The sequence below is a fragment of the Paracoccus albicereus genome, from assembly GCF_024359525.1.
Lineage (GTDB): Bacteria > Pseudomonadota > Alphaproteobacteria > Rhodobacterales > Rhodobacteraceae > Paracoccus > Paracoccus albicereus.
Window position 1 is genome coordinate 361,857 of record NZ_JAKZEU010000003.1, and the last position, 21,003, is coordinate 382,859.

19 protein-coding genes are annotated in these 21,003 nt (G+C 65.3%); 5 read left to right on the plus strand and 14 right to left on the minus strand.

What is annotated here, in order from left to right:
- Window positions 1-46: 46 nt before the first annotated feature.
- Window positions 47-529 carry a CAP domain-containing protein gene (locus MLD63_RS10620; RefSeq protein WP_255329875.1) on the plus strand — a complete coding sequence of 161 codons (483 nt, stop codon included), beginning with the start codon at window positions 47-49 and terminating at the stop codon, window positions 527-529.
- On the opposite strand, the gene MLD63_RS10625 is transcribed toward MLD63_RS10620, so the two are convergent.
- The 6 genes from MLD63_RS10625 to MLD63_RS10650 all read right to left on the minus strand — a co-directional run bounded on the left by MLD63_RS10625 (window position 511) and on the right by MLD63_RS10650 (window position 6,472).
- A complete protein-coding gene (locus tag MLD63_RS10625; RefSeq protein ID WP_255329876.1) occupies window positions 511-2,358 on the minus strand; it encodes an ABC transporter transmembrane domain-containing protein in 1,848 nt (615 codons plus the stop codon). The two genes, MLD63_RS10620 and MLD63_RS10625, sit on opposite strands and share 19 nt — an antisense overlap.
- Window positions 2,359-2,426: 68 nt before the next feature.
- A complete protein-coding gene (locus MLD63_RS10630) occupies window positions 2,427-3,047 on the minus strand; it encodes a 5'-methylthioadenosine/S-adenosylhomocysteine nucleosidase (RefSeq protein WP_255329877.1) in 621 nt (206 codons plus the stop codon).
- Window positions 3,044-4,174, minus strand: coding sequence for an N-acetylglucosamine-6-phosphate deacetylase (gene nagA, locus MLD63_RS10635; RefSeq protein ID WP_255329878.1), 1,131 nt, complete (start codon window positions 4,172-4,174; stop codon window positions 3,044-3,046). Before nagA ends, MLD63_RS10630 begins: the two co-directional genes overlap by 4 nt.
- The gene (locus MLD63_RS10640) at window positions 4,171-5,016 is read right to left on the minus strand and encodes a glucosamine kinase nucleotide-binding domain-containing protein (RefSeq protein WP_255329879.1); all 846 of its coding nucleotides are present in this window, start codon (window positions 5,014-5,016) and stop codon (window positions 4,171-4,173) included. The genes nagA and MLD63_RS10640 overlap by 4 nt, the downstream gene beginning before the upstream one ends.
- Window positions 5,013-5,735, minus strand: a complete 723-nt coding sequence (locus MLD63_RS10645) for a GNAT family N-acetyltransferase (RefSeq protein ID WP_255329880.1) — start codon at window positions 5,733-5,735, stop codon at window positions 5,013-5,015. The genes MLD63_RS10640 and MLD63_RS10645 overlap by 4 nt, the downstream gene beginning before the upstream one ends.
- Window positions 5,732-6,472, minus strand: coding sequence for a competence/damage-inducible protein A (locus MLD63_RS10650; RefSeq protein ID WP_255329881.1), 741 nt, complete (start codon window positions 6,470-6,472; stop codon window positions 5,732-5,734). Before MLD63_RS10650 ends, MLD63_RS10645 begins: the two co-directional genes overlap by 4 nt.
- A gap of 107 nt (window positions 6,473-6,579) precedes the next feature.
- On the opposite strand from MLD63_RS10650, the gene map reads away from it, so the two are divergent.
- Window positions 6,580-7,371: a type I methionyl aminopeptidase gene (gene map / locus MLD63_RS10655; RefSeq protein ID WP_255329882.1), complete on the plus strand. Its 792-nt coding sequence runs from the start codon at window positions 6,580-6,582 to the stop codon at window positions 7,369-7,371.
- Between the two features lie 4 nt (window positions 7,372-7,375).
- On the opposite strand, the gene MLD63_RS10660 is transcribed toward map, so the two are convergent.
- The 7 genes from MLD63_RS10660 to MLD63_RS10690 form a co-directional block, all read right to left on the minus strand.
- Window positions 7,376-8,509, minus strand: a complete 1,134-nt coding sequence (locus MLD63_RS10660) for a GNAT family N-acetyltransferase (RefSeq protein ID WP_255329883.1) — start codon at window positions 8,507-8,509, stop codon at window positions 7,376-7,378.
- Window positions 8,510-8,603: 94 nt separating this feature from the next.
- Window positions 8,604-9,356 (minus strand): glycerophosphodiester phosphodiesterase family protein, encoded by a 753-nt coding sequence (locus MLD63_RS10665; RefSeq protein ID WP_255329884.1) that lies wholly within the window; start codon window positions 9,354-9,356, stop codon window positions 8,604-8,606.
- Complete coding sequence (locus tag MLD63_RS10670) at window positions 9,353-9,811, minus strand: RidA family protein (RefSeq protein ID WP_255329885.1); 459 nt, start codon at window positions 9,809-9,811, stop codon at window positions 9,353-9,355. Before MLD63_RS10670 ends, MLD63_RS10665 begins: the two co-directional genes overlap by 4 nt.
- Window positions 9,812-9,871: 60 nt before the next feature.
- Complete coding sequence (locus MLD63_RS10675; protein WP_439957651.1) at window positions 9,872-13,324, minus strand: chromosome segregation SMC family protein; 3,453 nt, start codon at window positions 13,322-13,324, stop codon at window positions 9,872-9,874.
- Between the two features lie 136 nt (window positions 13,325-13,460).
- A complete protein-coding gene (mog, locus tag MLD63_RS10680) occupies window positions 13,461-14,003 on the minus strand; it encodes a molybdopterin adenylyltransferase (RefSeq protein ID WP_255329887.1) in 543 nt (180 codons plus the stop codon).
- Window positions 14,004-14,070: 67 nt separating this feature from the next.
- Window positions 14,071-15,699, minus strand: a complete 1,629-nt coding sequence (locus tag MLD63_RS10685; protein WP_255329888.1) for a BCCT family transporter — start codon at window positions 15,697-15,699, stop codon at window positions 14,071-14,073.
- Between the two features lie 110 nt (window positions 15,700-15,809).
- Window positions 15,810-17,051: an argininosuccinate synthase gene (locus MLD63_RS10690; protein WP_255329889.1), complete on the minus strand. Its 1,242-nt coding sequence runs from the start codon at window positions 17,049-17,051 to the stop codon at window positions 15,810-15,812.
- Window positions 17,052-17,159: 108 nt separating this feature from the next.
- Between MLD63_RS10690 and gst the strand changes: the two genes are divergently transcribed.
- Window positions 17,160-17,888 carry a glutathione transferase, Atu5508 family gene (gene gst, locus MLD63_RS10695; RefSeq protein WP_255329890.1) on the plus strand — a complete coding sequence of 243 codons (729 nt, stop codon included), beginning with the start codon at window positions 17,160-17,162 and terminating at the stop codon, window positions 17,886-17,888.
- A 45-nt stretch (window positions 17,889-17,933) separates the two neighbouring features.
- Window positions 17,934-19,187 (plus strand): threonine ammonia-lyase IlvA, encoded by a 1,254-nt coding sequence (gene ilvA, locus MLD63_RS10700; protein ID WP_255329891.1) that lies wholly within the window; start codon window positions 17,934-17,936, stop codon window positions 19,185-19,187.
- Between the two features lie 12 nt (window positions 19,188-19,199).
- Here ilvA and MLD63_RS10705 read toward each other — a convergent pair whose 3' ends face one another.
- Window positions 19,200-19,559 (minus strand): Hpt domain-containing protein, encoded by a 360-nt coding sequence (locus MLD63_RS10705; protein ID WP_255329892.1) that lies wholly within the window; start codon window positions 19,557-19,559, stop codon window positions 19,200-19,202.
- 126 nt (window positions 19,560-19,685) lie between these two features.
- Here MLD63_RS10705 and MLD63_RS10710 point away from each other — a divergent pair, with 126 nt between their 5' ends.
- A complete protein-coding gene (locus MLD63_RS10710) occupies window positions 19,686-20,993 on the plus strand; it encodes a PP2C family protein-serine/threonine phosphatase (protein WP_255329893.1) in 1,308 nt (435 codons plus the stop codon).
- Window positions 20,994-21,003 lie beyond the last annotated feature (10 nt).

Genomic DNA, 21,003 nt, shown 5'->3' on the forward strand with positions numbered 1-21,003 from the left:
CAAGCTGTGCAAATTCAATTCCGAGTTCACCGGCGGAGATGCGAACATGCGGCTGAGAGCGGCTTTTCTTGCGATGACATTGATCGGGACAGCGGTGGCGGGGCAGGCCCATGCCAGTGTCACCTGTCAGCCGACAAGCGGCTCGATCGCGCGGGTCGGAACCATCGCCACCAATGCCGTTCGAAAGGCCAGCGGCCTTCCCGCATTGACCGCGCATCCGGCGCTGAATCAGGCCGCCGCGCGGCATGCCTGCGACATGGCGCGAAGCGGACGGATGAGCCATCGGGGCAGCGGCACCAACGGACCGGCCGCTCGCGTCAAGGCAGCCGGCTATGCGCCAAGCCGAACGGCCGAAAACATCGCCGCGGGGCCATTCACCGTAAGCGGTGTCTTGCAGGCTTGGGTGAATTCGCGCGGCCATCGCAAGAACATCACCATGCGGCAGGCACGCCATTTCGGACTCGGCAGCGCGATCGGCGCGGACGGACGTACGGTGTACTGGGCTGCGGTCTACGCCGCACCCCGCTGAGCGGCGGTTGCATCTGTCGCGGCGTCATCCGCACCGTCGGTGAACTGCAGCCGCGCCAGGCGCGCGTAAAGCCCGCCCTGCGCGACCAAGGCCTCGTGCGTCCCTTGTGCCACGATACGACCCTGATCCAGAACGACGATCCGGTCGGCGCGCTTTACCGTCGCAAGCCGGTGGGCGACGATGATCGTCGTGCGATCGCGTGAGACTTCCTGAACCGCGGCCTGAACCGCCCGCTCTGACTCCGCGTCCAGCGCAGACGTCGCCTCGTCGAGCAGCAGGACCGGCGCGTCACGCAGGATCGCGCGGGCCAGCGCGATCCGTTGCCGCTGTCCGCCCGACAGCATCACGCCGCGCTCGCCCAGAAGGCTTGCATAGCCGCCGGGAAGGGCGGTGATGAAATCATGCGCATGCGCCGCTCGGGCTGCCGCCTCGATCTCGGCCTCGGTTGCATCCGGGCGACCGAATGCGATGTTGTCGCGTGCCGAACGGGCGAAGATCACGGGATCCTGCGGCACAAGCGCGATGGCGCGACGGAAATCGGCCCGTTCCATGTCGCGAAGATCGATCCCGTCCAACATGACCTTGCCGGCGTCGGGATCGCGGAAGCGTTCGATCAACTGCACGATTGTGCTTTTGCCTGCACCCGACGGACCGACCAGCGCCACCGTCTCGCCCGGCGCGACACGAAGGTCGATCTCTTCCAGTGCCGGCAGATCGGGCCGCGCCGGATAGCGGAAGCTGACCCCGTCGAAGGTAATCGCGCCCCGAACAGGCTGGGACAACGGGATCGGATGGGCCGGATCGCGCAGCAGGTCGCGCGCGCCCAGAAGCTCCGCCAGCCGTTCGGTCGCCCCTGCAGCACGCTGAAGCTCGCCCCAGATTTCCGACAACGCGCCGGTCGAGCCGGCGACCATGATTGCATAGATCACGAATTGAACCAGCGCACCCACGCTCATCGCGCCGGTGCGGACGTCGCGCGCGCCGATCCACAGGACACCGATGACGCCTGCGAAGATCAGGAAGATCACGATGCCGGTCATCAGCGCGCGGGTCGTCACGCGACGCATTGCCGTGTCATAGGATTGTTCGGTCACGCGGTCGAAATCCGCCGCGATACGCCCTTCGCTTGTGTAAGCCTGCACGGTCGCCGCGGCGAGAAGGCTTTCGGACGCGGCACCCGAGGATGTCGCGATCCAGTCCTGGTTCGCCCGTGAAAGGATGCGCAGGCGGCGTCCCATCACCACGATCGGCACGATCACGATCGGGACAAGCAGCAGCACCAGCCCCATCAGCTTCAGTGAGGTGACGGCCAGCATCGTCATCCCGCCAACGAGGATCATCAGGTTGCGCAGCGCGATCGACACCGAGGACCCGATCACCGACTGGATCAGGGTCGTGTCGGTTGTGATGCGCGACAGGATTTCACCCGTCATGACCCGTTCGTAGAACCCCGGACTCAGCGTGATGACACGCGAAAAGACCGCCTTGCGAATATCGGCCACGACACGCTCGCCAAGGCGGGTCACAAGGAAGTAACGCAGCGCGGTACCGACGGCGAGCGCCACGACGATTGCCAAGGCCGCCTCGAAATAGGCGTCGAGCAGATCGCTGCCGGCGCCGAAACCGTCGACGACGCGCCGGACGGCCAGCGGCAGAATCAGGCTGATCCCGGCCGTCAGCACTAGCGCTGCAAGCGACAGTACAAGCTGCGACCAATAGGGTCGGACGAAGGGCCAAAGAGCTGCCAGCGCGCCGATCCGTCGACTGGTGGGACGATCCGTCGCATCTGCTGTTGCACCTGATCGGGTCGTCTCTGGTCGCCGCGCCATGCCTGCCTTCCGCTCCTCCGGTCGGGTCGAACCCGTCTACGAGCCGGGGGCTCGAAGGGCAAGCATCGCTAGATCACGATATGTCCGTCCCCGATCGCGCTTTGCAGCAGGTCGAGCGCCGCAGCCAGTCGTTCGTCGATCAGATGCAGATATTGCGTCCAGTCGCTAAGGACGCGCAGCTCCTCTGCCCCGTCCGAAATTCCTCGCAACCCGATCAGCGGAACGCCAAACCGCATCGCAGCCCGAAGATGGGCGAATGTTTCCATATCGACGATGTCCTCGCCGATCCGGTCATAGCCGGCGCCAGAGACGATGTTCGCACCCGTCGACAGTGTAGCCTCGGGCAGGCCCGGGATGCGATGGGGCAGGTCCAGCCGCGCGGGCAGGTCTAGAAATGGCGTCTCGCCGCGCGGAAAGCCTAGCGGGCTTGCGTCCATGTCGCGGTAGGCGACCGCACTTACCTGCACCACCTCGGCCTGGGGAAAGCGTCGCGAACCGGCAGAGCCGAGCGAGACGATCAGCCGCGGCAACTCTGCCGCCTGCGCAAGCGCGGTGCTAAGCGTCACCGCCGCCTCGACAGGGCCGACGCCCGTCATCAATGGCGTGATGCGGCGACGAAGATGCGGGCCGTATTCGGCATCGGCCGCCATCACGAAAAGGACCGGCAGTCCGGCGATCCGGTCGATCATGGCGTCACCACGTCAAGCTCAAGACCGCCCTGCCATGCGCGGTGCAGGCCGAAATCATCTTTCAGATGGACCAGGTCGGCGCGAAGGCCGGGGTCGAGCCTGCCGCGATCCGTCGTGCCCAGGATTGCGGCAGGCACGCTGCTCGCCATCGCCAACGCACGCTCGACCGGAACCCCGACCTGCCGCACCATGACGCCGACGGCCTGCGGCAGGCTGAGATCCGCGCCCGCGAGAGTGCCGTCCGTCAGCGTCAACCGCCCGTCCCCGCGCAGGATCCGGCGTCCGCCCAGCGTGAATTCCACTGCATCCGTCCCGGCCACCGCCATCGCGTCCGAGACGAGGAACATCCGCCCCGTCGTCTTTGCCCGCATGGCCAGCGCCAGCGTCGCGGGATCGACGTGATGTCCATCCGCGATGATGCCGCAGTCGAAGGGCTCGGACAGGGCCGACCCGACCAACCCCGGCTCGCGCGATCCAAGCTGGCTCATCGCGTTGAAGAGATGGGTCACCATGCTCGCGCCGGCCAGATGCGCCGCCAGCGCCTCGTCGTGCGTGGCTTCGGCGTGGCCGAGGCTGACGATCGCTCCTGCCTTGACCAGCGCAGCGATCTGCCCGGCGGTGGCGGAAGCCGGCGACAGCGTCACGATCAGCGCCGGAAGTTTCTTCGCGGCCTCGACAAGCAGCGACAAGTCGGCATCGTCCATGGCTCGGATCAAAGCCGGGTCGTGCGCACCCGTGCGTCGCGGGTCGAGATGAGGACCCTCCAGATGCAGGCCCGCAAATCCGGGAACAGACTGCCGCGCTGCCTCGACCCCTGCGGCGATGACTGCCGCAGTCGCCTCGGGACGATCGGTGATCAAGGTTGGCATGATCGTGGTCGCGCCGAGGCTGGCATGGGTCGTGCAGATGCGGGCGATGCCTTCGACGCCGGTGTCGGCGTCCAGCATGATGCCGCCACCGCCGTTCACCTGAAGGTCGATGAAGCCTGGCGCAAGGATGCCATCGCCCAGATCCTCGCCGGTGCCGTCGTCGGGGCGGATCGCGTCGATCCTATCGCCCGACAGATGCAGCGCGGCATCGTCGTGGAACCGCTCACCGTCGAAGATGCGGGCGCCGCGCAGGATCATGCGGCAACCATTGCGCGGGCCATCTGGACAGCACCGTGAAGCGGTGATGCCAGCGGTGCGACGATAGGCCAGCGGCCGGCCAGCCGTGCCTGATAGATCGGACCCAGGCCGCCGACAAAGGCGACCGGCAGCGTTTCGGTCTGTTGCAGCAGCCCGATCGCCGCCGCGACGTGGGTGTCCGCTTCTGCCAGCAGCGCGGCGGCCAGCGGATCGTCCGTCGCGGCAAGGATATCGGCCACAAGGCCGCCGAAATCCGACGGACGCGCACGGCTGGCGAACGTCACGATGCCCGGGACGCCACCCATCCGATCCAGCAGCCTCTGCGCCAGCGGCGTGATCGCCGCGTGGCCATCAGCGGCGCGCAGGACGCGGGACAGAAGCTGTCGCCCCAACCAGCTACCGCCAGCCTCGTCACCCAGCACCGGACCGCGGCCGCCGATCAGGCGGAACGCACCGCCGAGCTGACGCGAGAAGACCGATCCGGTGCCCAATGTCGCCACGATGCCGTCGCGGTCACCCAAGGCGCCGGCCGTGGCAATCACTGCGTCTTGGACAACCTGCGCACGCCCGAAGGGCAGTTCCGCGACCAACCAGTCGCGCGCGGACGAGACCTCGGCCCCTGCCAGACCCAGCACCGCCGTGACCCGTTCAGGCGCGATGCCGTCAAGCGCTTGCGAGGATGCATCCAGAATCGCCGACAGCGCGCTGCCGCGGTCTGAATTCACATTGGCCGGCCCGCCCCTTCCCTCGCCGATCTCGCGCCCTGCGGCGTCGCACAAAAGCGCTCGGCAACCGGTGCCGCCGCCGTCGACCCCCAGGTAATAGTCGGTCGGTCCGCTCATGCTTGTTCGGGCTTGCGGAAATAGGCGTAGCCCGCTTTCTCGACGAAGCCGAGCCGTTCATACAGCGCCAGCGCCCCAACATTCGGTCGGCTGACTGCCAGACCCAAGGTTTCGGCACCATTTTCGCGCGCCCAGAAGGCTGCTGCGCGCATCATCCACGCCGCGAGGCCCTTGCGCCGCCACGGGAGAAGAACTTCGACCGCATGAATCATCGCGACTCCACTGTCGATTGCAACGAAACCCGCACCGGCCGCGCGATCCTCGATCCGGCCCAGCAGTGCGGCTTTCGGTCCGGTGACGCGGTCCATCACTGCCTGACGCGATGGACCGATATTGCCGGCGGACCAGATCTCTCGCTGGATCGCGAGCGGTGGCCAAACGGTGAAGGCCGTGACCGGCGGCAAGTCACGGTCGGTCAGCCGCTCGACCGATACGGCCATGATCGCGGTGGGGTTGGTACGGGCGTAACCCCGATCCTCCAGCGCCTCGGTCAGCGCGTGATCGCTGTCCAGCACCCGGAACATCGGCTCCTGGTCCCATCCTCGCTGAAGGTCCGCCGCAGCTTCGATATCGTCGGGGCTCCAGTTGCCGGCCTTGCGGGCGGAACTGACGCGACCACCACCGCCACGCCCACGCCCGACCGAAAACCCGCCTGCATCGGCGTATTCTGCCGCGGGCCAGGTCCGCTCGAAAGCCCGGAAGAGCGCGGCCTCGCTCACAGCGAAAGGCGCTCGCGCAGCGCGTCCATCGCGGCGGCGACACGCTCGGCATCAAGACCACGGATCACCAGATTGGTCCCGAAACCCTCGGGACGGTGAAACGGATAACTGCCCATCGACAGGTCCGGCCATTCGGCAGCCAGCGCGCCCAGATCGTCGGCGACCGCGCTTTCGGGGCGCAGCACCTCGACCGAGGCGCTGGTGACACGGCGTCCAGCCGGCAGACGCGGCAGCAGCCAGTCGACCATGGCCGTAAAGACTTGCGGCACGCCAGCCATCACATGCGTATGCCCGATCGAAAACCCCGGCGCGGCGCTGACCTCGTTCAGGATCAGACTCGCGCCCAGCGGGATGCGCGCCATGCGCAGCCGGTTGCCCGTGACCTCGACCCCAAGCCGGGTCCAGCGCTCGACCATCAGGGCCTTGGCTTCCTCGTTGATCTCGATCCCGACGCCATGCGCCGCCGCCACCGCGTCGGCGGTGATGTCGTCATGCGTCGGCCCGATTCCGCCAGAGGTGAACAGGTAATCGCAGGTCCCGCCAAGGCTGCCGTCGAGCGCCCGAATCGCCGCCACGATCTGATCGTGGTCGTCGGCAACGATACGCACCTCGCGCAAATCGATCCCCGCGTCTGTCAGGCGCTCGGCCAGATGATGGGCGTTGCCCTCTCGCGTGCGGCCCGACAGGATCTCGTCCCCGATGACGAGGATCGCGGCGGTCGGATTGTCGGATTGCATGGAAAATCCCCGGCTCGGTGATGGCGCTTTCCTCATACGCCTGCGCACGGGACTGGAACAAGAGGCCGCCGATCGCTATCTAGGCGGACAGGCGAAAGGATTTTCCGATGAACGACGCGCAGCTGACCAAGGAAGGTATCCGCATCCACCCGGCCGAGGATTTCGAGGGGATGCGCAAGGCCGGTGCCTTGACGTCCCGCATCCTCGATGAGGTCGGCGCCTTGGTCGAGCCGGGCGTGACCACGGGCGCGCTCGACGATTTCATCACCCGCCGGGTCGAGGAAGAGGGCGCGACCAGCGCCACGATCGGCTATCGCGGCTACCAGCACGCCAGTTGCATCAGCGTGAACCACGTCGTCTGCCACGGAATTCCCGGCGACAAGGTCCTGTCGGACGGCGACATCCTGAACATCGACGTGACGGTGATCGTGGACGGCTGGTACGGCGACAGCAGCCGCATGTACGTTGCGGGCAACCCGTCGATCAAGTCGCAGCGGTTGATCCGCGTCACGCATGACGCGTTGATGAAGGGGATCGAGGCGGTCCGCCCCGGCGCGACGTTCGGCGACATCGGCGCGGCGATCCAGACCTATGCGGAAGGCCAGCGCATGTCTGTCGTGCGGGACTTCTGCGGCCACGGGCTGGGCCGCGTGTTCCACGCCCCGCCGAACGTTCTGCATTTCGGCCGTCCCGGCAAGGGCCCGCGGCTTGAGGAAGGCATGTTCTTCACCATCGAGCCGATGATCAATCTCGGCCGACCCGAGACCAAGATTCTGGCCGATGACTGGACAGCCGTGACCCGCGACAAGTCGCTGTCGGCGCAGTTCGAGCATTCCGTGGGCGTAACCGCCGACGGCTGCGAGATCTTCACCGCCTCGGACAAGTTCTTCCCCGCTTGATCCGTTAGTCGCCGCGCCTGAACGGCGTGTGGCCCGACAGGATCTCGATATCCTCGCCCACCGCCTCGCGCTCGCGCTGCAGATAATCCTCGACCGCGCGATGAAATGCCGGATCGCTCATCCGGTGAAGCGAGTGAGTTTCGACCGGGACGTAGCCGCGCGCCAGTTTGTGTTCCCCCTGCGCGCCAGCCTCGACCCGCGACAGGCCATGCGAGATCGCGAAGTCGATGGCCTGGTGATAGCACAGCTCGAAATGCAGGAACGGGTGATCCTCGGTGCAGCCCCAGTAGCGACCGTATAGCGCATCCGGTCCGATGAAGTTCAGCGCGCCGGCGACCGGACGGCCCTCGCGTTCGGCCAACACCAGCAGGATGTCGTCGCGCATCGTGTCGTGGATCCGGTCGAAGAAGGCGCGGGTCAGATAGGGGCGGCCCCATTTGCGACTGCCGGTGTCCTGGTAGAACCGCCAGAAGGCATCCCAGTGACGCGGCTCTATCTGGTCCCCGGTCAATTGTCGGATGGTGCCGCCGAAACCCTGCGCGCGCTCCCGCTCTTTACGCAGATCCTTGCGCTTGCGGCTGGACAGCGCGGCGAGGAAGTCACCGAAATCGCCGTAATTGTCGTTCAGCCAGTGAAATTGCTGGCTGGTGCGGCGAAGGTAGCCCGCCTCGGCCGCCAGATCGGCCTCATCCTCTGTGCAGAAGGTGACGTGGACGCCTGACAGTTCCGCCCGCTCGGCGATCTGCGCCATGCCCTGCAGCAGCGCCACCCGGATCGAGGCTTCGGGCGACAGCAGCCGCGGACCCGTCGCCGGCGTGAACGGCACCGCACATTGCAGCTTGGGGTAATAGCGTCCACCCGCGCGAGCGTAGGCTTCAGCCCAGCCGTGATCGAAGATGTATTCGCCCTGGCTGTTCGTCTTGGCGTAAAGCGGCGCGACACCGACCAGCGTGCCGTCCAGTGTCGCGGTCAGATGCAGAGGTTGCCAGCCGGTCTTGTCCCCGACCGACCCGGATGCCTCCAGCGCATGCAGGAACCGATGCGATGTGAACGGATTGTCCCCCGCCATTCGGTCCCAGTCACGGGCCGCGATGTCTGCGATGGCGGAATGGGTCTCGACGCTGATCTCGGCGCTCATGGGCAGGACCTAATCATCGGCCCAGGCTTTGTCAGCAGGCATAGCCCAAGGTCCTGGCGGATGCCCCCGCAATATTTCGTCACCGCGAATAGGTTCACGTCGCCGCAGGGTAGCCTTCAAAGGTGATGTTGTCGCAGCGGGTCCGCGCCTGCGCCTCGGCCTCGGGGGACCGGATCGTCCAGCACAGGATCGGCACGCCGCGTGCCCGCAAGGCCGTGATGGCAGGGTTCGCGAGATCCTTGTGGTCGTGCGAGACGAAAGACGCGCCGGACTGGTCGAACATGGAAAGCGAAGCGAGGTCCGAGCGCGTGGCGTCGTCGATCATCGGCCAGTCATCTTCGTTGTAATCGCAACTCACAATCCCGCAGGCGATGTCGGGCGCCTGCTTGTGAAATGCCGCGACCACATGCGGATTGAAGGACATTACCGCGACGGGACCCTTGTAGCCCGACAATGCCTCGGCCACGCGCAGATGCAGATCGCCGATCTGCTCGCCCAGCCGTCCATCCTGATCCTTGATCTCGATCAGCAGCGGGGCACGGCCGTCTATGATCTTGAGATAGCTCGACAATAGCGGAATTGCCTGATCGCTTTTTCCCAGCCTGAAATCGGCGAGTTCCTCGGTCGTCAGGTCGGCCACAAATCCTTCGTCCCCGGCCAGACGCGTCAGGTCGTAATCGTGAAAGACAACGGGCGTGCCGTCGGCCGTGTGCTGTATATCCAACTCGATCCCATAGCCCGCCGCAATGGCCGCCTCGGCCGCCGCAACGCTGTTTTCAGGGACCTGCGCGTCGTGCAGACCGCGATGGGCGATCGGGCGGTCCAGAAACTCGGGCGGCAGGGTCACGATGCGATCTCGAAGATCGCCTCGACCTCGACCGCGACGCCGCGCGGCAAGGCGGCGGCGCTGACAGCGGCGCGGGCGTGGCGGCCGGCATCGCCGAAGACCTCGACCATAAGGTCCGAGCAGCCGTTGATGACCTCGGGTTGGTCGGTGAAATCGGGCGTCGAGTTGACGAAGCCGGTCAGCTTCACGACGCGGACGATCTTGTCCAGCGAACCCGTCGCGGCGCGCGCCTGCGCAATCAGCGCCAGACCGCAACGGCGTGCGGCGGCCGCTGCACTCTCGACATCCAGGTCACGGCCGACCACGCCCTTGATCAACCCGTTTTCGTCGGCGCTGATCTGGCCTGACACGAACAGCATGTTGCCTGACTGCACCGCCGGAACGTAGTTCGCGGCGGGTGCGGGCGCGTCGGGCAGCGTGATGCCCAGCTCGGCGAGGCGGCTTTCGATGTCCATGTGATTCCCCGTTTCGGTTTTAGGTTGTCTGGCTTGGGCCGCAACCTAACGCGGGGTCGGTCAGGCGACCAGAGCCTCCGCACGCTGTAGATCGACGCTGACCAGCTGGCTCACGCCCTGCTCGACCATGGTCACGCCGAACAGTCGATCCATCCGCCCCATGGTGACGGCGTGATGGGTGATGATCAGGAACCGCGTCTCGGTCCGACGAGTCATCTCGTCCAGCAGGTCGCAGAAGCGACTGACATTTGCGTCGTCCAGCGGTGCATCGACCTCGTCCAGCACGCAGATCGGCGCGGGGTTCGCAAGGAACACGGCGAAGATCAGTGCCATCGCCGTCAGGGTCTGCTCGCCGCCCGAGAGCAGGCTCAGGGTCGAAAGCTTCTTGCCCGGCGGCTGGCACATGATTTCCAGCCCGGCCTCCAGCGGATCATCGGATTCGACCAGAACCAACCGCGCCTCGCCACCGCCGAAGAGCGTGGTGAACAGCGTGCCGAAATTGGCGTTCACCGTGTCGAAGGCGCCCAGCAACCGCTCGCGCCCTTCACGGTTCAGGCTGCCGATCCCGGCGCGCAGCTTGCGGATCGCCTCGTCCAGATCGGCCTTTTCGACGGCAAGGGTCTCGCGTTCCTCCTCCAGCGCGCGCTTGTCCTCATCGGCGCGCAGGTTGACCGCACCCAGCGCCTCTCTCTGGCTGCGCAAGCGCGCGATTTGATCCTCCAACGTTGCGACGGGTGTCTCGGTCGGGGCGCCGTCAAGTTCGACAAGCAGCGCATCTGGTGTGCCGCCGGTATCCTCACTAATGCGCGCACGAGCGGCCGTTTCGGTGTCACGTGCGGCCTCGGCACGCGCCTCGCGAGAGGCACGCTGTTCCCGTGCCTCCGAGGCCTGACGCTCCGCGTCTCGTTCGGCCTGCATCGCAGTGCGCAGATCATCGTCGGCCGCAACCAGCACCTGCCGGGCACGCTCCAATCGATCGGACGCGTCCGTTTCGCGGGCCGTCAGGCTGTTGCGCCGTTCGGCGAGTACGCGAGGCTGCGCCGCCGCCTGTTCAAGAGCTTCGGCGGCACTGTCACGGCGCCCCGACAATTCTGCGGCCCGAGTCTCGGCCTGATCGAGACGCAGGCGCCAGCCGGACACTTCCTTCGCGATCTCCTGCGATCGCTTCACGCGCGCATTCCCTTCGCGCCGCAATTCATCCAGTGCCGAACGCCGGCTCATCGTCGCGATCCGCGCCGCTTCGACACCTGTGCGCGCATTCTCGACAGCCTCGGCGGCGGCGGCACGATCGGGCAGGTCTGCGACGGCACGCTCTGCATCAGCAAGCCGCTTGCGCGCATCGCCCGCGTCCGCGCGGTGACGCGCGACTTCGCCCCGCGCCGCCTCCGCGCGTCCTTGCGCCAGCGACAGATCCGATTCCGCCCGCGTTGCAGCACGGATCGCGTCCGACAGGTACCGTTCCGCGTCGCGCCTGCCGTCGCGCGCCTCGCGCTCCGCTGTCGAAGCAGCACTCAGCGCCTGTTTCGCCGCATCGTGAGCTTCGGCTGCGGTCCGGGCCTTGGCCTGCGCCGCGGCGGCCTGCCCGCCAAGTTCGGTCAGCCGGTTTACCTTTTGCAAATGCAGGGCAGCCGAGGATGCGGCTTCACCTGCGATCACCCGCATTCCGTCCCAGCGAACCAGATCGCCGGCCTTGGTCACAAGTCGCTGGCCGGGTTCAAGATCGGCCTGCATCCCCACCGCGACCTGTAGATCGGCGACCAGCCCCACCTGCGACAGACGTCGTGCCAGGACGCCGTGGCCTTTCACATGCTGCGCCAACGAGGCGGCGCCATCGGGCAAAGCCTGTGGTCGGTCCCAGCCAGGCAGCACATGCCAGCCGGATGCGCCGTCCTGCGCCAGTCCCGCGGACAGGTCGTCGCCAAGCGCCGCACCGAAAGCGACCTCGAAGCCCGGCGTGACCGTCACCTGATCCAGCAGCGTGCTGCCGTCGCCCCTGCCCCGCTGAACCAGACGTTCCAGCGCAGCAATCTCGGCGGCCAGTGCACCATGGTCGCCCTCCGCCTCGGCACGGGTCGCGCGCGCTGCGGCTTCCGCTGCTTCGGCCTCGGCCCGTTCTCGTTCGGCACCGGCAAGTCGCGCTTCGGCAGCATCGCAGTCTCGCTTGGCCTGCGTCTGCGCAGCTTCGGCCTCGCGTAGCGCAGCCTCGGCAGTTTTGCCGGCCTCAGCGGCCTGCATCGCGGTCGTATCCGCGTCTGCCGCGGCGCGTTCGGCGCGGGACAGCATATCGCGCAGATCCGCAGCAAGGCGCTCGGCCGATTGATGACGTGCGGCGAGACGCGCGGATTCGTCGGTCAGTTCCGCAAGGCGTGTCTCGACAGAACGAAGCGCCTCGGCGGTCTCGTCGGCCTGAGACGCCGCGCGGTCGAGCCGATCGTCGTGACCGACGCCCGCTTTCTGGATCTCGGCCTGTTCCCAGTCCAATCGGCCGATGACCTCACCCGCGTCGCGGTTCAGCGCGGCCTCGCGCTCGATATCGCGATCAAGCTGCGCGATCCGCGCCTCTAGCTGCGCAATCGCTTCAGCGGCCCGCGCCTCGGCCTCGTCGAGCGCTTCACGCTCGACCACGATCCGCGACAGGATCGCCGCGGCGACCTGCTCCTCCTCGCGAAGCGGCGGCAGCGCGGCCTCTGCCTTCTCTCGCAATGCTACCGCTTTTCGCGAACCCGTTTCGGCCTCGGCGGCAGCTTTCGCCGCGACGGCCAAAGCATCCGCGGCGGCGCGCCGGGCCTCATCCGCTTCGGCCCAGCGGCGGTATAGAAGCACGCCTTCGGCCTGGCGCAGCGCGGCGCCGATTTCACGATAGCGCGCGGCGGCGCGAGCCTGGCGGGCGAGCGTCGCGGCCTGCGACGCCAACTGCTCCAGCGTGTCATCGACCCGGGCCAAGTTCGTTTCGGCGCCGTTCAGCTTCAGCTCGGCCTCATGCCGTCGCTGGTAGAGCCCCGAGATACCTGCCGCTTCCTCAAGAATGCGACGGCGGTTCTTGGGACGGGCGTTGATCAGTTCGCTGATCTGACCCTGGCGAACCAGCGCCGGGCTGTGCGCCCCGGTCGACGCATCCGCAAAAAGCATCTGCACGTCGCGCGCGCGAACCTCTTTCCCATTGATCTTGTAGGCCGAACCCGCGTCTCGGGTGATGCGACGGGCGATTTCGATCTGGTCCGCGTCGTTCAAAGCGGCAGGGGCCAGACGATTGCGGTTGTCGATGGTCAGGCTGACCTCGGCATGACCGCGCGCGCCGCGCCGCGTGGTGCCGGCGAAGATCACATCCTCCATCCCCTCACCGCGCATCGCAGTCGGTCGGTTTTCGCCCATGACCCAGCGTAACGCTTCGAGAAGATTGGATTTTCCGCATCCATTTGGGCCGACAACCCCCGTCAGCCCGTCCCGGATCACCAGATCGGTCGGGTCCACAAAGCTCTTGAAGCCATTGAGCCTGAGTTTGTCGAAACGCACTGCCCTGTCCCCCTTGTCGGGAATCGTCGTCTTTTTGGGCATTTTGGGTGCGCCACACCGTCCGAGTCAAGCTTGGACGCAAGATGTGGGCCTTAGCGGTGTCTTATCCACAAGATGCGCGGGCCGGCGTTGAAGGTCACGCCCCTTTCGGGCGGAATGCCTCGATCCGCGCGGGGTCGGTTTCGATCCGCGCGGCGCCAAGCAGGTCGAGGCAATAAGGCACTGCGGCGAAGACCGCATTCAGGCATGTGGCAATGGCCGAGGGCTTGCCGGGGATGGTGATGATCAGCGTCGCATCCCGGCTGACCGCGGTCTGGCGCGACAGGATCGCCGTCGGCACCTCTCGCAGGGAGGCTCGGCGCATCTCCTCGCCGAAACCCGGATACTCGCGCTCGGCGACATCGAAGACCGCTTCCGGGGTCTGGTCGCGCGGCGCGGGACCGGTGCCGCCCGTGACGAGGACCAGATCGGCGCCATTCTCGGCAAGTTCGCGCAGTTTCGCTGCGACAATCTCTCGCCCATCGGGGATGATGTGGCGCGCGATCTCCATCGGTGAGGTGATCGTGTCCCGAAGCCAGGCCTCGGCGCCGGGTCCACCCTTGTCCTCATATTCGCCAGACGCCGCGCGGTCCGAGACGGTGAGGATGGCGATGCGGGCGATTTGGCGTTGATGCGTCATGGTCAGGATCGTGACGCGATTCTGGGCCGAAGAAAAGACCAGCCGCTGGACCGGCAGGCCCCATGTTTCAACACGGCTCCGTCTGCAACGCTTTCCAGATCGTGTAGCACATCCCGAGCATGACCACCGAGAACGGGATCCCGGTCGCGGTCACGCCTGCCTGCAGGGCCGACAGGCCGCCGCCGATCAGAAGGACGATGGCGATCAGACCTTCGATCGAAGCCCAGAAAATGCGCTGCGGTTTTGGTGCGTCGACCTTGCCGCCCGCCGTGATCGTGTCCACGACCAGCGAGCCCGAGTCAGAGGATGTCACGAAGAAGATCAGGGCAAGCACGATCGCGACCATCGAGGTGATTTCGGTGAAGGGCAGTTCATGCAGCATCCCGAATAGCGACAGTTCAGGGCTGTAATTGTCGATCACGTATTCCTTGACGAGGCTGTTGGCCGGATCGGCGAACAGTTCCTCGATCGCGATACCGCCAAAGACGCCCATCCAGATGAAGATCATCAGGCTTGGGATCAGCAGGACGCAGATGACGAATTCGCGCACGGTTCGCCCTCGCGACACGCGTGCGATGAACATGCCGACGAAAGGCGCCCAACTGACCCACCACGCCCAGTAGAAGGCGGACCAGTCCTGCCGGAAGGCGTCGTCGGTGCGTCCGAAGGGTGCCGACAGCGGTACGATGTTTTCCGCATATGTCACGAGCCCGGTCCAGAACCCGCTCAGCGCCGCGAGCGTCGGTCCCGTGAACAGGACGAACAGGAAGAACAGCAGCGCCATCCCCATGTTGATCTCGGACAGCACCTTCACGCCGCCGTCCAGTCCGCGCCAGACCGAGATCAGGGCCGCACAGGTCACGAGCACGATGACGATCACCTGCGTCGACGTACTGACCTCAATCCCGTAAACGAAATTGAAGCCGGCATTGGCCTGCTGCGCGCCCAGGCCGAGGCTGGTCGCAAGGCCGAAAAGCGTCGAGAACACGGCAAGGATGTCGATGATATGGCCGGGCCAGCCCCAGACCCTGTCCCCCAGGATCGGGTAAAAGGTCGATCGAATCGAGAACGGCAAGCCCTTGTTGAAGGTGAAGAGCGACAGCGCCAATGCCATGACGACATAGACGCCCCAGCCATGCAGGCCCCAATGCAGATAGGTTCCCGCGATGCCCATCGCGCGCGCGTCCGCGATGTTCTGGGTAATGATCTCGCCATCCGCGCCGATGGGTGACGGCGTGTTGAGGGGTAGCGAAACGTTCATATGGTAGACCGGCTCCAGCACGCCGAAGAACAGCAGCCCGATCCCGATTCCCGCAGCGAACAGCATCGAGAACCAAGAGAGGTAGCTGTAATCGGGAACCGCGTCCTTCCCGCCAAGCCGGATCTTGCCATAGGGCGTGAAGATCAGTGCGATCGAGAACAGCAGGAAGAAATCGACCACGATCATGAAGTACCAGTCGAGCCTCTGCGTGGCGAAGCTGACGATGGCTTGGAAGACGTTGCTTGCCGTGTTGGGGAAAGTCAGCGTCAGAATGATGAAGACCAGAGAGGTCAGGGCCGAGACGACAAAGACCGGGTTGTGGATGTCAAAGCCGAAGGGACCGATTGTCCCCTCGATATTGTCCTCACCCAGCGTGTGGTCGGTCTGAAAGCTCGGGTCGTCCGAACCGTTCAGCGGATCCTCGATGTTGGTCATGTCGCTGTCCCTTGTCGCTGTCCGGGTCTTCGTGCCGTGTGCCTTGGTCGAACCTTAAGGCACCGGCATAACAAATCATAGAACCGGACAGGTTCGGGACGGGATACGCATCAGCCGGTGCGGGCGTTGCGGTTCGCGACCAGTTTCAGCCGCAGCGCGTTCAGCTTGATGAAGCCCGCCGCATCCTTCTGATCGTAGGCGCCCGCATCGTCCTCGAAGGTCACATGCGCCTCGCTGTAGAGCGAGTGGTCCGACCAACGGCCAACGCAGGTGACACTGCCCTTGTAGAGCTTCAGCCGCACGGTGCCGGTCACATGTTCCTGGCTCTTGTCGATCAGGGCCTGCAGCATCTCGCGTTCGGGGCTGAACCAGAAGCCGTTGTAGATCAGTTCGGCATAGCGCGGCATCAGGCTGTCCTTCAGGTGGCCCGCGCCGCTGTCGAGCGTGATCTGTTCGATCCCGCGATGCGCCTCGAGCAGGATCGTGCCGCCCGGCGTCTCATAGATGCCGCGCGACTTCATGCCGACGAAACGATTTTCCACGAAGTCCAGGCGCCCGATGCCGTGCTTGCCGCCCAGCTCGTTCAGCTTGGTCAGGATCGTGGCGGGCGACATCGCCTGACCGTCGATCGCGGTGGCATCGCCCTTCTCGAAGGTCACTTCGATAAATTCGGGCGTATCGGGCGCGTCTTCGGGGTTCACGGTGCGCTGATAGACATAGTCGGGCGCGGCCTCGGCCGGATTCTCCAGCGCCTTGCCTTCGGACGAGGTGTGCAGCAGGTTCGCGTCGACGCTGAACGGCGCCTCGCCGCGCTTGTCCTTGGCGATCGGAATCTGGTTCTGTTCGGCGAATTCGATCAGCTTCGTGCGGCTGGTCAGGTCCCACAGCCGCCACGGTGCGATCACCTTGATCGCGGGGTCGAGCGCATAGGCCGACAGTTCGAACCGGACCTGATCGTTGCCCTTGCCGGTCGCGCCGTGGGCCACTGCGTCGGCACCGTGCTGATGCGCCAGTTCCACCAGTCGCTTCGAGATCAGCGGCCGCGCGATGGATGTGCCAAGCAGATAAAGCCCTTCGTAGAGCGCGTTGGCGCGGAACATCGGGAAGACGAAATCGTGGACGAATTCCTCGCGCAGATCCTCGATATGGATGTTTTCGGGCGCGATCCCCAGCATCTCGGCCTTCTTGCGGGCGGGCTCAAGCTCCTCGCCCTGGCCCAGATCGGCGGTGAAGGTGACGACCTCGCAGCCATATTCGGTCTGCAGCCATTTCAGGATGATCGAGGTGTCGAGGCCGCCCGAATAGGCGAGGACGACTTTCTTCGGCGCGTCAATCTTCGGGGCATCGGTCATGGCGGTTAACCCTTTGGCGAATTTCGGCAGAGGGATAGGGCGGAATGCGGATCGTCACAAGGGGCGGGCGGCCCGGAACATCGGCGGCGGCCGGTGGTTGATCCCGCGATGACGCGACAACCGGAGGATCCCGTGGCAGATTTCACGCTATACTACTGGCCGCTGCCGTTCCGCGGACATTTCGTTCGCGCCGTGCTCGCCCATGTCGGTGCCGAGGTTGATCTGCCCGACGCTGATGCCGTGTCCGCAATGATGCAGCGCGCGCCCAAGGATCAGCCCGTTCCGTTCATGGCGCCGCCCATGCTGATGGATGATGCGGCAAGGGTCGCGTTGGCACAGCTGCCCGCGATCCTGTTCCATCTGGGCGATCGTTTCAGCCTGATCCCAGATGATGCGGATCGCGCGGCGCTGACGGTCAAGATCGTGAACGACGCCAATGATGTCTTGGACGAGATCACGCTGAACGGCGGCCAGCAAATGTGGACCGCAGATCGGTGGAATACATTCCGCCCGCGTCTGGCCCGCTGGATGGCAATCTGGGAAGAAACCGGGCGGCGGCATGGCCTTGGGCAAGACGAGGGCTTTCTGCTGGGTGGTGAGGCCCCGGGACTCGCCGATCTGACGACCGCGATTTTGTGGGGCACGATGACGGAAAAGCTGCCTGCGCTGGACCCGGTGCTGAAAAAGAACGCACCGATGGTGCACGCGCTATGTCGTCGTTTGATGGCAAGCGAACCGCTGAAGCTGCTACAGCGCCAGGCCGCAGAGGATTATGGCAAGACGTATTGCGGTGGCCAGATCGAGGCATCGCTGCGTGCGGTACTGGCAGAGGTCTGAGCACGCGCCCTTGCCAAGTCCCTGCATTCGCGCCATGGGCACCGCATGGAACCCTTTGCCCCTGCCGTTCGTGCCGCCGAGGCCGCGATCCGTGACCTCTTCGAGCCGACACCGCTGCAACGCAACGACCACCTTTCGGCCAAGTACGGAGCCGAGATCTGGCTGAAGCGAGAGGATCTGACGCCAGTGCGCAGCTACAAGCTGCGCGGGGCCTTCAACGCGATGCGAAAAGCCATGGCGTCAGGCGGAGGACCTGCGCATTTCGTCTGCGCCAGCGCAGGCAATCACGCACAGGGCGTCGCATTTGCCTGTCGTCATTTCGGCGCGCGCGGCACGATCTTCATGCCGGTAACGACGCCGCAGCAGAAGATCGCGAAAACACGTATCTTCGGCGGCGATGCGGTCGAGATCGTCCTGCAGGGCGATTATTTCGACCAGACGCTCGCCGCTGCCCAGAAATTTTCGGTGCGAGAGGGCGCGGCCTTCCTGTCGCCCTTCGACGCGCCCGATGTGATCGAGGGTCAGGCGACGGTCGCGCTGGAAATGCTGGACCAGCTTGGGCGTGCGCCGGATCTGGTCGTGCTGCCCGTCGGCGGCGGCGGCCTGTCGGCCGGCGTCGCGCGCTATCTGGCCGAGGCAGCACCCGACACCGATCTTGCGCTGGTCGAGCCTGTGGGCGGTGCGAGCCTGACCGCGGCGCTGGCGGCCGGAGAGCCGGTGACGCTGCCCCGCGTCGACAGTTTCGTCGACGGCGCCGCCGTCGCCCGGATCGGCGCCCTGCCCTTCGAGACGCTACGCTCCATCGCGCCCGAACAGGTCCTTCTCGCGCCCGAAAACCGCATCTGCGCCACCATCCTGGAAATGTTGAACGTCGAAGGCGTTGTTCTTGAACCTGCAGGCGCGCTGACTTTGGATGCGCTGGCCGATCTGGCCGCGCGGGATGCGTTGGCCGGACGCACGGTGGTCTGCGTCTGCTCGGGCGGCAATTTCGACTTCGAGCGACTGCCCGAGGTCAAGGAACGCGCACAGCGCTTTGTCGGCCTGAAGAAATACTACATCCTGCGGATGCCGCAACGTCCCGGGGCGCTGCGCGATTTTCTGGAGAACCTCGGTCCCGAAGACGACATCTCGCGTTTCGAATATCTCAAGAAATCCGCCCGCAATTTCGGCACGATCCTGATCGGGATCGAGACCGAGACGCCGGGCAACCTTGTCCATCTGGAGCGACGCCTCGACAGCGCCGGCTTCCAGTATCGCGACATCACGACCGACCCGATCCTGTCGGACTTCCTGATCTGAGCGACTGGCGCGTCACGCCACCTCGACCCCGGCACGCTGACCGCCATGACCGGTCCGGCGAGACAGATCCTGATGAAAGATGCGCTTGCTTGATGAATAGCACGCGACCAGATCTTCCAGCGACACACCCGCGAGATCGCCGGCAGCCGCCAGCGCCTCGATCTCGCCGCAGCGTGCACCGAAATCGGCAAAGCCGAGATTCCAGGCGCTGCCCTTGAGGAAGTGCATGAAGCGTTCGAGCTGCGCGGAATCGTCCAGGCTAAGCTGCATCACCAGGTGCTCGACCTCGTCGATGAACAATTCCAGCACCGGCTCGAATTCCTCCTCACCCACCTCGTCGCGCAGTTCGTTCACCCGGTCCCAGTCGATCATGCCATCCTCTCTCACAGCGAATCGCCGATGAAACCGGCCTAGCACATGCGCCCTTTCCGAAAGCTTAAGCAGCGCTTCGCGAGCCGTTTTACGGGTTCTTAAGGGCGGCCGCGTTATGCAGAGCGCATGAAGAAACCGAATCGCTCCGTGACGCCGGCCAGCGGCAAGGTGGCCGCCCAGCCCAAGACCCGGCTGGGGCGACGGGTGCTGCTGGTCGATGACAGCCGCGCGCAGCGACGCATGCTGGCGATCCAGTTGCAGCGGGCGGGTTACAAGGTCTCGGAAGCCTCGTCCGGGCAGGAGGCGCTGGATCTTTGTATGGCCGAAAACCCGCATCTGATCCTGTCAGACTGGGTCATGCCGGGCATGTCGGGGCCAGAGTTCTGCCGGGCTTTCCGCGCGATGCCGCGGGAAGGCTACGGTTATTTCATCCTTCTGACCTCGAAGACCGAGAAGGGCGACATCGCCCATGGACTGGAGGCAGGAGCGGATGACTTTCTGACGAAACCCGTCTCGGGCGCCGAGTTGCTGGCGCGGCTCTCCGCTGCCGAACGGATTCTGAAATTCGAAGAAGAATTGCGCGCGGCCAACGATCATCTGCGCAATACGCTGAACAAGCTGAACGAGGCGCAGGAGGCGATGGAGCGCGACCTGGCCGAGGCACGCAAGCTGCAGCAGGGGCTGTTCCGCAATCGCAGCGGAAGGTTCACCGATTTCGACCTGTCGCTGCTGCTGCGCCCGGCAGGTCATATCGGCGGGGATCTGGTCGGGTTCTTTCCGATCAACGACGAACGCGTCGGCATCTTCGCGATCGATGTCTCGGGCCACGGCGTCGCTGCCGCGCTGCTGACCGCTCAGTTGGCCACGCATCTGTCCGGCTCGACCGAACAGAACGTAGCTTTGCGCGCTGCTCAGAACGGCGTCGATGCAGTATCACCCGCCGCGCTCGCCAAGTTCTTTAACAACATGCTGCTGGAAGAGGTGCAGACCGATACCTACTTCACCATGATCTACGCCGAACTGGATCATGCCAAGGGCCATGTCAGACTGGTCCAGGCCGGTCATCCCCATCCACTGTTGCAACGCAGCGACGGCCGGATCGAGCGGCTTGGTCGGGGCGGGATGCCGGTCGGCATCTTCGAGAAACCACAATTCGACGAGATTTCGGTGGCGCTGGAACCAGGCGACCGGCTGATCATCGCCTCGGACGGCGTGACCGAGGCGAGCAACCCCGCCGGCATGCTTCTGGGCGATGACGGGCTAGAGGCGATCATGCGCACCAATCAGATGCTGGAAGGACACAATTTCCTCGAGTCCATGTCCTGGTCGATTTCGGAATACGCTCATGGCGAACGCTGCGACGATATCTCGGCGGTGCTGATCGAGCGGCGCGCGGTGCCGAAGGTGCTGACCTACCCGCCTCGCGATCGCTGACGGACGCTGG